Origin of the sequence: Pseudoflavonifractor sp. 524-17 (assembly GCF_009935845.1) — a bacterium.
In the GTDB taxonomy this organism is placed as follows: Bacteria; Bacillota; Clostridia; order Oscillospirales; family Oscillospiraceae; genus Pseudoflavonifractor_A.
The window spans coordinates 24,434-34,160 of record NZ_QWEK01000039.1 but is presented as its reverse complement, the minus strand read 5'-3'; the positions used below and the strand labels follow the sequence as shown (position 1 = coordinate 34,160).

Annotated in this window: 10 protein-coding genes, 1 tRNA gene and 1 pseudogene; 2 read left to right on the top strand and 10 right to left on the bottom strand. The window is 58.8% G+C overall.

The window, feature by feature from the left end:
- Positions 1-141: 141 nt before the first annotated feature.
- Both D1159_RS13705 and D1159_RS13700 read right to left on the bottom strand, forming a co-directional pair.
- A complete protein-coding gene (locus tag D1159_RS13705) occupies positions 142-1,056 on the bottom strand; it encodes a hypothetical protein (RefSeq protein WP_161846226.1) in 915 nt (304 codons plus the stop codon).
- 63 nt (positions 1,057-1,119) lie between these two features.
- Positions 1,120-1,557: a DUF3879 family protein gene (locus tag D1159_RS13700; RefSeq protein WP_161846225.1), complete on the bottom strand. Its 438-nt coding sequence runs from the start codon at positions 1,555-1,557 to the stop codon at positions 1,120-1,122.
- A 290-nt stretch (positions 1,558-1,847) separates the two neighbouring features.
- Between D1159_RS13700 and D1159_RS13695 the strand changes: the two are divergent.
- A pseudogene (locus D1159_RS13695) lies at positions 1,848-1,988 on the top strand (tyrosine-type recombinase/integrase); the annotation flags it as partial.
- Between the two features lie 193 nt (positions 1,989-2,181).
- Here the strand turns inward: D1159_RS13695 and D1159_RS13690 are convergent.
- Positions 2,182-2,270: transfer RNA gene (locus D1159_RS13690), tRNA-Ser, on the bottom strand.
- Between the two features lie 314 nt (positions 2,271-2,584).
- On the opposite strand from D1159_RS13690, the gene D1159_RS13685 reads away from it, so the two are divergent.
- Positions 2,585-3,154 (top strand): xanthine phosphoribosyltransferase, encoded by a 570-nt coding sequence (locus D1159_RS13685; RefSeq protein WP_161846224.1) that lies wholly within the window; start codon positions 2,585-2,587, stop codon positions 3,152-3,154.
- A 133-nt stretch (positions 3,155-3,287) separates the two neighbouring features.
- Here D1159_RS13685 and D1159_RS13680 read toward each other — a convergent pair whose 3' ends face one another.
- The 7 genes from D1159_RS13680 to D1159_RS13650 form a co-directional block, all read right to left on the bottom strand.
- Complete coding sequence (locus D1159_RS13680) at positions 3,288-4,001, bottom strand: V-type ATP synthase subunit D (RefSeq protein ID WP_161846223.1); 714 nt, start codon at positions 3,999-4,001, stop codon at positions 3,288-3,290.
- Between the two features lie 13 nt (positions 4,002-4,014).
- Positions 4,015-5,400, bottom strand: coding sequence for a V-type ATP synthase subunit B (locus D1159_RS13675; protein WP_161846222.1), 1,386 nt, complete (start codon positions 5,398-5,400; stop codon positions 4,015-4,017).
- Positions 5,397-7,172: a V-type ATP synthase subunit A gene (locus tag D1159_RS13670; protein ID WP_161846221.1), complete on the bottom strand. Its 1,776-nt coding sequence runs from the start codon at positions 7,170-7,172 to the stop codon at positions 5,397-5,399. Before D1159_RS13670 ends, D1159_RS13675 begins: the two co-directional genes overlap by 4 nt.
- Positions 7,173-7,260: 88 nt before the next feature.
- Entirely contained in the window at positions 7,261-7,569 is a 309-nt protein-coding gene (locus D1159_RS13665; RefSeq protein WP_202621087.1) for a V-type ATP synthase subunit F, read from the bottom strand.
- Entirely contained in the window at positions 7,562-8,563 is a 1,002-nt protein-coding gene (locus D1159_RS13660; RefSeq protein WP_243152295.1) for a V-type ATPase subunit, read from the bottom strand. Before D1159_RS13660 ends, D1159_RS13665 begins: the two co-directional genes overlap by 8 nt.
- 33 nt (positions 8,564-8,596) lie before the next feature.
- Positions 8,597-9,193 (bottom strand): V-type ATP synthase subunit E, encoded by a 597-nt coding sequence (locus tag D1159_RS13655; protein WP_161846220.1) that lies wholly within the window; start codon positions 9,191-9,193, stop codon positions 8,597-8,599.
- Between the two features lie 28 nt (positions 9,194-9,221).
- A complete protein-coding gene (locus D1159_RS13650; protein ID WP_161846219.1) occupies positions 9,222-9,713 on the bottom strand; it encodes a V-type ATP synthase subunit K in 492 nt (163 codons plus the stop codon).
- Positions 9,714-9,727: the final 14 nt, after the last annotated feature.

Below are 9,727 nucleotides of genomic sequence, written 5' to 3'. Positions count from 1 at the left end.
ACTCTATTTCCGGGCTGTTGTCTGCCTTGCATGTATCCTTAGATGGTTACTTTGACAGGTTTTAAACAGACTCTAGCGGACAAGGGATTTTCAAAATCCTTTGTCCGCTATGTACACTGGGCCTGTTATGGGTTACTTACATTAGAAAAAGGGCTTTTGCTGAAATTGTTTGAGGGCACTATCGCTTATCTCTACCGTATCAAAACTGTCCTTCAATAATGTGCCGCTGACCTGCGTGGATTCTTTCTGTTTGGCCGCTTCCCCCGCAGTCGCTCCTCCAGCGGCATACAACAATTCCGAAACTCTTTGCTGCGCGGCAAAATAGGCATCGGTTAGCTTGTTGCGCTCCTGCAAATAGCTTTCAAAATCATAAGGAGTCAGGCCATATTCCTCGCAATAGGAGGATACACGATCACGCCATTGTTTAGCCCCTGTTTCCATACGGTCAATCATACTGGTGGTTTGGGATACAAAATTTTCCTCGGTGTATTCAGTTTGACTCTGATACTCATATGCGGCATACCCGCTTTGGTTGGTGTTCTTCAAATAATCCGTATATTGCCGCTGCGAGTTCGTGTATCGGTTTGCCTGCTCGACAAGGGCAGTGATATCATGGTTTACCGATGCAAGCTCATTCTCCAGCGAGGATACGCGCAGGGACAGCCTGTTGTGTTGGGTAATATCCAGTGTGGTTTCAGTTGCGGCGTAAGCCTCATAATCAGCTCTGGCAGCGGACAGTTCATTTGTAAGTTCATCACGGCGGCTGCTCAAGGTTTGGAAATTCTCTAACTGCTTTTGCTGTACGTCCAGTTCATCCTTATAGGAGGTCTGCCGAGAGCGCAGGGCGCGGTAGCCGCTCAATGCGTTTTCAATTTTCTCGTTCCGATGTCCATCCAACTTGGTCTTTGCATCAAGAAGGGCCTGTTTCGCGGCCTCCAGCGGAGACTGCCTCTCCGCTTTGTCGTTCAGCATGGAAACGAGCTGATCCATTGGAGCGCTTTGCTGTGCCTGCTTTTGCTGGATGTTATAAAAATTAGGGAAGTTTGCCACATTCATAATATCATATACCAGCCTTTCTCTTTATACCTTTACATCAAAACTATTTTATCTTTTAATGTATTATATCTGCATATCCACACTCTGCCGGTAGCCGTCCAAGATGCTGGTATCAAAGGGCTTTCCCCAATCCCAACTTGTATCTTGCTGATGGACAAACTCTCCCAGTCGAGTGGCCTCGCTATGGAATATCTCATTCAGCATCCATGACGCACTGAGTCGTTTTTCTGGGGCCAGGGACATGGTATAATCCCGGATGACCTTGCTGATGTCCTCGCCGTCGCTGATCCCGTAGTCGTTTTTCATGTGATCGAAAGCAATCTGCTCGACCTGCTGCACCACGCCCTCGTCAACAGAAACGATTTTCCGATAATCGCCCGCATCGCTCAAACTCATGCCGGGTGTACCGTAAGGATTGACATGAGGCTGGCCCTGGATTCTTTGAGAAATCTCGCCAATCCGCTGGTAATGTTGATTTTGTACCATCTGCGTGATTGTCATAGAATAACTTCCCATCTGCCTGTTTGCTTATATCGGAAAACATGGCGTTTATCAGTTCCCTTGTGGCAAATATATACTTTATTTATTTCATCGGCATTTTACAGTAGAAGTTAAGTATTTCAGTGAAAGCGCAAACAGCAAGCAATTCGGGTGTGTCCATACCCTGAAACTTTTTCTTGATTCCAAATTAAAGCGTGACTATTGATTTATGCGCCATATAAAATAGCGGGCAAAGGAATCACTCCTTTGCCCGCTATGTACGCTGGGCCTGTTATGTTTTATCCGACTTTCTTCTGCTGGCGAATGGCGTTCCGATGAAGCAAATCCAGGAATGGCTGGGGCATAGCGACTTCTCGACTACTGCCAACGTCTACGCACATTTGGACTGCAATTCCAAGCTGTCCTCTGCTGATGCTATGGTAAGCGGCTGAGCGGTGCGTTGCAGGCAATCAAGTGACCCCGCAGGCGTATTGCAGACCGCGGAGCCAATACGCCGCTGCATAGCAGGTTTGAATCCCAGCTTTCATAGACGTTTTAGGAGAGAACTGGCGGTCAAATGGAGGAAGGTCAGACAAAAAAGAAAAGCCTACAAACGGCGCAAACCCGCTTGTAGACTGATCTTTTTGGCGCAGCGGGAGGGATTCGAACCCTCGTGGGATTGCTCCCAAACTGATTTCGAGTCAGCCCCGTTATGACCACTTCGATACCGCTGCATCGTGTCTAATATAATTGCATCCAACGCAAGCAAGCCAGGGCAACGGACAGAATCACATCCGGCCTGCGGGCAACCGCATTTCCGACACAAGAAATCATTTGCAGCCCTGCAAAATCCCGCATGGCGGCCTCTCTTCTGTGCAGAGCGCATTCTATCGGCGAGACAAACTTCACAATGCCAAGCTGAACTGCGTCAGATTCAACAGACCTAATTAGCATACCTTATTTTCGGCTGTTTGTCAATATTGCGCAGTGGGGCAAAGTAGGTTATAATAAAATCTACTATATCTTGAACATTTAAGCGAGGGGCGACATGAAGGAACTGAGACAGCGTATTTTGGAGGAGGCCCGGGTTGACGAGGGGGACATCATCCATGTGGACATGTTCCTCAACCACTGTATGGACATTGAACTGCTTGAGCGGGTGGGGCAGGAGCTGGCCCGCCGGTTTAAGGGGGAGCGGATCACCAAGGTACTGACGGTGGAGAGCTCCGGCATCGCCATCGCCTGCTTTGTGGGCCGTGCGTTGAAAGTGCCGGTCATCTATGCCAAGAAATTTCACACTGGCTACATCGACCAGGAGGTTTATACTGCGGAGACGCACTCCTTTTCTATGGAGAAGTCGTATACCCTGCGGGTATCCAAACGGTATCTGGAGGAGGACGACGTGGTGCTGCTTATTGACGACATTCTGGCCAACGGGCAGTCTATTTTGTCCTTGCTGGAGCTGGTGTCCAAGTCTGGGGGCGAGGTGGCCGGCGTAGGCATCGCCATTGAAAAGGCCATGCGGGAGGGCGGCAAGGTCCTGCGCCGCATGGGTGTGCGGGTGGAGGCGCTTGTTACTGTAGAGCGCATCGAGGACGGACAGATTCAGCTGCAATAGTCCTCCTTCTTAGAACCTGTATTCACAACCGCGAAACGCCGGCTTACCAGGTCTTCTGCCGGCCTGCCGCGGCAAACAAGAGGGCGCTTACCTTGAATTGGTAAGCGCCCTTATTTTTGGCTGACAGGCGGTATTACACCTCTGCCGGAGCCTCTGGCTGGCCGCCGAAGGCCTGGATTGCCTTCTCGTTGGCCTCCCGCCGCTCCTCAATGGACTGTTTCAGGATCATATCCTTCACTTTCATCAGGCGGATGGTGGAGGACCGCTCGTTCTCGTCCAGCTTCATGGTGATATACTTGATGGCCTCCTGCATCTGGGGTATTTTTACATACTCCAGCGCGTTCACCCGGCGGCGGGTCTTTTCAATCTCTTCCGCCAGCAGCTGGGAGGTCTTTTCCACCTGGGCCAGGCGCAGCATATCCTGAAACACGCTGGCCATGTTGTCCACCGCGTCGTCCAGCTCGCCGGAGGTGGTGGCGAAGCCGTAGGGGTACACCTCGCCGGGGTCCTCGCTGCGGGTCTTGAACTGGTAGACGGGGACGTTGACGGACATTACGTTCTGGAAGCTCATATCCAGCTCCACAGACTGCTTGGGGTAGAGCAGGGACTGCTCCAGCATCTCGCCGGACATGAGGGCGGAGGCCACGGTAAAGGAGCCGTAGGCCTGCATCAGGCCGTCCTCTACCTTCTTGCGCAGGGCCCGGTTTTCCCGCACCACGTCCATGAACTGCTTCATGAGCTCGTCCCGCTTGTCTTTCAGGAGCTTATGGCCCCGGATGGAGGTGCGCAGGCGCCCCTTCAGCCGGGTGAGCTCCTGACGGGTGGGGTTGACGTTGATCGCAGGCATTTACCCCACCCCCTTACGCGTTTTCTTTCTTCGGCAGATATTTCTCAATGAACTCCGGCTTGATACGCTTCAGCTCCGCGGGGGGCAGGATGCTCAGCAGCTCCCAGCCCAGGTCCAGGGTCTCGATAATGGAGCGGTTCTCGTCGGTGCCCTGGGAGACGTAGCGCTTCTCGAACTCGTCTGCGAACTTGGCGTACAGCAGGTCCGTGGGGGAGAGCGCCGCCTCGCCCAGGATGCTCATCAGCTCCTTGTTCTCCTTACCGGTGGAGTAGGCGGCGAAGAGCTGGTTCATGGTGCCGGCGTGGTCCTCCCGGGTCTTGCCCACGCCCACGCCCTTGTCCTTCAGACGGGACAGGGAGGGCAGCACGTCCACCGGGGGGCTGATGCCCTTGCGGTGCAGCTCCCGGGACAGGATGATCTGGCCCTCGGTGATGTAGCCAGTCAGGTCGGGGATGGGGTGGGTCTTGTCATCCTCAGGCATAGTGAGGATGGGGATCATGGTCACAGAGCCGGACTTGCCCATCTGACGGCCGGCCCGCTCATACATGGTGGCCAGGTCGGTGTACAGGTAGCCGGGGTAGCCGCGGCGGCCGGGGACCTCTTTCTTGGCCGCGGACACCTCGCGCAGGGCCTCGGCATAGTTGGTAATATCGGTGAGGATGACCAGCACGTGCATATCCTTCTCAAACGCCAGGTACTCCGCAGCGGTGAGGGCCATACGGGGGGTGGCGATACGCTCGACAGCGGGGTCGTTGGCCAGATTGGTGAACAGCACAGTGCGGTCAATGGCGCCGGTGCGCTTGAACTCCTCCACGAAGAAGTTGGACTCCTCAAAGGTAATACCGATGGCGGCGAAGACCACAGCGAAGTTGGAGGAATCGCCGCCCAGCACCTTGGCCTGGCGGGCGATCTGGGCGGCCAGGTTAGCGTGGGGCAGGCCGGAGCCGGAGAAGATAGGCAGCTTCTGACCACGGACCAGGGTGTTCAGTCCGTCAATGGTGGAGATGCCTGTCTGAATAAACTCGTTGGGGTAGTCCCGGGCGGCGGGGTTCATGGGCAGGCCGTTGATATCCCGGTGCTCCTCGGCCAGAATCTCGGGGCCGCCGTCAATGGGCTGGCCCATGCCGTTGAACACACGGCCCAGCATATCGCCGGACACCGCCAGCTCCAGGGGGTGGCCCAAAAAGCGGATCTTGGAGTCGGCCAGGTTGATGCCGGCGGAGGGCTCAAAGAGCTGTACTACAGCGTTGTCGCCGTTAACCTCCAGCACCTTACAGCGGCGGATGGAGCCGTCAGGCAGCTCGATCTCGGCCAGCTCGTCGTAGGTGACGCCGCTGACCTTGCGGACCACCATCAGGGGGCCGTTGATTTCTTGGATGGTACGGTATTCCCGAATCATGCCTCAGCACCTCCTTTGGCGATGGCCGCGTCAATCTGCTGCGCCATCTCGCGCTCCATTTCGGCATAGACCTGGACGTACTTGTCATCGGGCACGCTCTTGGCCCGGCCCATACGCTCACGGAAGGGAATATTGAACAGGTCGGCGGTCTGGGCGCCCTTCTCGATGGCGGCGCGGCAGAGCTTGTCATACTCCAGGATCATGGCCAGCATCTTATCCTGACGCTCGTAGCTGGAGTACCAGTCCACCTCCATAAAGCCGTTCTGCTGCAAGAAGTCCTCGCGCAGCATCTTGGCGGTTTCCAGGGTGAGCTGATCCCCGGGGGACAGGGAGTCCTTGCCCACCAGCTGCACGATCTCGTTCAGGCTGGCCTCCTCCTGGAGGATAGACATGGACTTGTCGCGGTTGACCATGAACTGGGTACCCAGGTGCTCGTCGTACCAGGGCTTCAGGGTGTCCAGGTACAGAGAGTGTGAGTTGAGCCAGTTGATGGCGGGGAAGTGGCGGCGGTAGGCCAGGGAGGCGTCCAGGGCCCAGAAGACCTTGACGATGCGCATGGTGGCCTGGGACACGGGCTCGGAAAGGTCGCCGCCAGGCGGAGAGACCGCGCCGATGGCGGTCAGGGAGCCACGGCGCTCCTCGTCGGAACCCAGGCACTCCACCATGCCGGCCCGCTCATAGAACTGGGCCAGACGGGAGGACAGGTAAGCGGGGTAGCCCTCTTCGCCGGGCATCTCTTCCAGACGGCCGGACATCTCGCGCAGGGCCTCGGCCCAGCGGGAGGTGGAGTCGGCGATGACGGCTACGTGGTAGCCCATGTCCCGGAAGTACTCGGCGATGGTGATTCCGGTGTAGATAGACGCCTCACGGGCGGCCACCGGCATATCGGAGGTGTTGGCGATGAGCACAGTACGCTTCATCAGAGACTCCCCGGTGCGGGGGTCCACCAGCTCGGGGAATTCCCGCAGCACGTCGGTCATCTCGTTGCCGCGCTCGCCGCAGCCGATGTAGATGACGATATCCACGTCGGACCACTTGGCCATCTGGTGCTGCATGACGGTCTTGCCGGAGCCGAAGGGCCCGGGAATGGCGGCGGTGCCGCCCTTGGCCACGGGGAACATGGCGTCCACGATCCGCTGGCCGGAGAGCAGGGGGGTTTTGGGGGGATATTTGTGCTTATAGGGGCGGCCCACACGCACGGGCCACTTCTGCACCATGGTCAGGTTGTGCTTCTCCCCCTTGGCGTCCACCAGAACGGCCACGGTGTCCAGCACCGTGAAGGAGCCGGACTGGATGGACTCGATGGTGCCGCTGAGGTTGGGGGGAACCATGATCTTGTGGAGCACCACGCTGGTCTCCTGGACGGTGCCCAGAATGTCGCCGCCGGTGACCTTGTCGCCCTTCTTGGCCGTGGCCTTGAAGTCCCACTTCTTGTCGTGGTCCACGGCGGGGACCTCCACGCCGCGGGGCAGGTTGTTGCCCCCGGTCTTCTTCATAATCTCCTCCAGGGGGCGCTGGATGCCGTCGTAGATATTCTCAATGATGCCGGGGCCCAGCTCCACGGACAGGGGGGAGCCGGTGGAAACCACCTCGGCGCCGGGGCCCAGGCCGGAGGTCTCCTCATAGACCTGGATGGAGGCGGAATCCCCGTTCATGTTCAGGATCTCGCCGATGAGACGCTGTTCGCCCACGCGGACCACGTCCGCCATGTTCGCGTCCTCCAGGCCGGTGGCAACCACCAGCGGGCCGGAAACCTTTACAATTTTGCCCATAGGTCTTTCTACCTTCTTTCAAGGAACTGACAATTTGACAACTGCCAATTTTTACTCTTGTGGGAAATGGGTCTGGCTGCCGGACGCTTTATAGGATGTCCGCGCCTACGGCCCGCTCCACCGCCCGCTTCACATTAGCCATGCCGATACCCAGAGAACCCTCTTTCCCCGGGATGAGGATCACGGCGGGGGTCAGCTCGTCCTTATACCGGGCCACCTCGTGCTCCAGCTTGGCGGCGTACTGCTCGGTGAGATAGATCACCGCATACTCCTCCTTGGCCAGACGGTGGAGGGTTTTGCGGGCCTCCTCCACAGTGTCGGAGGGGAAGACGTCCAGCCCCAGGGCCTTGAAGCCCAGGACGCTGTCCTTATCCCCCAAAACAGCGATCTTATACATAGGAATCACGCAGCCTTTCCCGGATGGTATCCGCGTTCAGGCCGGCCATGCGGCCGGACAGGATGGTCCGGATGGCGGTGACCTCCGCCTCGCGGGCGTAGAGGTAGCCGATCACCGGATGCTCCCCAAAGGGGACCCGCCGGGCCTGGCTGAGATAGTCGTTCACCGCGTTGTCGCACAGGCGCTCAAAGGCGGTAAAGGAGCCGCCCCCGGCGTTGACCAGCGTCCCGCCCAGCTCCGCCGCGGCGGACAGCCGCCCGCTGCGGAACAGCGCGGTGAGATCCCCGCCTTTGGCGGACAGAATAGACCGCTCGGCCACGTTTCCGCCGGGCACCAGGGCCCGGGACAAAAAGTCGGATCCCTTCCCCATCCGGGCGGCCCGGACGGCGGAGCGCAGGTTGGCCGCATCGGCCAGCAGGCGCACATAGCCCTGCAAAAACTCGCTTCCGCTGTCCTTGGCGGCGGCGGTCATCTCGGTAAAGTAGGCCTGATCCAGCAGGAAGTCGGCCAGCTGGGGATCTCCCGTGCCAGCCATGACCTCTTTGGCCTGGGCGGCGGCGGCGCGGAAGGTCTCGCTGCAGTCCCGCAGGTCGCCCCGGCGGAGATCCTCCGCCAGCTTGGCCGGGGCGTAGCGGCCCCCGCTGCTGAGCAGCCGGTCCTCCTCCACCCCCATGGCCTCCGCTTTCAGCAGGACCTTTACGTTGTGGTAGTCATATTTCATCTGGAACACGTCGATGAGGCTGCGCTCAGGCACCGCGGAGCTCATATCCTTATAAACCCCGTCCCGGGCCTGGGCCAGAATCTCGTCCAGGCCGCTGGCCGTCACCTGGTTCAGTTCCCCGTAGCCGCACTCGGTAAGGACCTTCGCGGCCTCCTCGTCGGTGCGCGCCTCAATCATCCGCTCCATGCGCTCCCGGGTCAGCAGGCGGTTCTCCATGGCCCGCACCCGGGTGGAAATGCTGAGATAATCCGTGTCTTTCCGCTTTTTGTGCAAGACACTTCCTCCTTTCCGGTCTGCGGAGCGGCGCTAGACAGCTTCAAAGAGCACCTTGGCCACCGGTCCGTCCAGCTCACGGCGCTGAAGGCGGACCAGGGTATCAAAGGTACAGTTCACTTCCACCTCTCCGTCGCTGAGGATAAAGCCCCCCTGGATGGCCCGGCTCTCGGCGGACAGGGTCAGATGGCCCTTGTCCCCCAGCACCTCGTTGGCCCGGGTGACGGCGGCCTTGCCGAAGCGGGGCCGGTCCTTCTGGGAGAAGATGATCTGTTCGCTTCCCGTCCGGCTGGCCTGGGCGATGAGCTTGGCCAGCAGGTCTGTGTACTCCTTTTCAGGCAGGCTGAGCAGATCCTCCAGCGCCTGGGAGAAGGTCTCCTCCAGCACCTGCTGCTTGGCGGCCAGGATCAGCTTGCGGGCCTCCAGCTCAGCCACGCTGGCCAGGCGCTCTTCCCGCTCCGCCGCGGCCTTGCGGCCCCGCTCCAGGATCTCCTCGGACTCCCGCTTGGCACGCTGGGCGTACTGCGCGGTGATCTCCGCCGCCTCGGCGGACGCCTGGGCGTTGATCTCGTCAATCTCCCGCTGTACGTCCGCGTTGATGCGGCTGGTGATTTTTTCGATTCCGTTCATGTCGAATCCCCTTTTCTCAGTGGGATGATTACAGCTGGAGCAGCATCAGCATGGAGGCCAGCAGGGACAGAATGGCGTAGAACTCGACGATGCCGCACAGGATCAGGCCCTTGGACCAATCGTCGGGCTTCTTGGCCAGGATGTTGATGGAGCCGGCGGCCACGCGGCCCTGGGCGATGGCGGACAGCAGGCCGCCGAGGGCCATGGGCATACAGGCGGCGAAGATGGCCAGGCCCTGCTGCACGGTCATGGAGCTGGCCACGGCGGCGGCGTTGCCCATAAAGTTCATGCGGATCAGGGCGAAGAACCACACCACCATGCCGTACAGGCCCTGGGTACCGGGGAGCAGCTGAAGCACCATGACCTTACCGGACTTGGAGGGATCCTCGCTCAGCAGGCCGGTACCGGCCTCACCGGCGATGCCGGTGCCCTTGGCGGAACCAACACAGCTCAGACCAACCGCGAGACCAGAGCCCAGCAGAGCCAGCGCCAGGCCGCCAAAAGATTCCAGAAAACTCATGATAATTTCCTCCT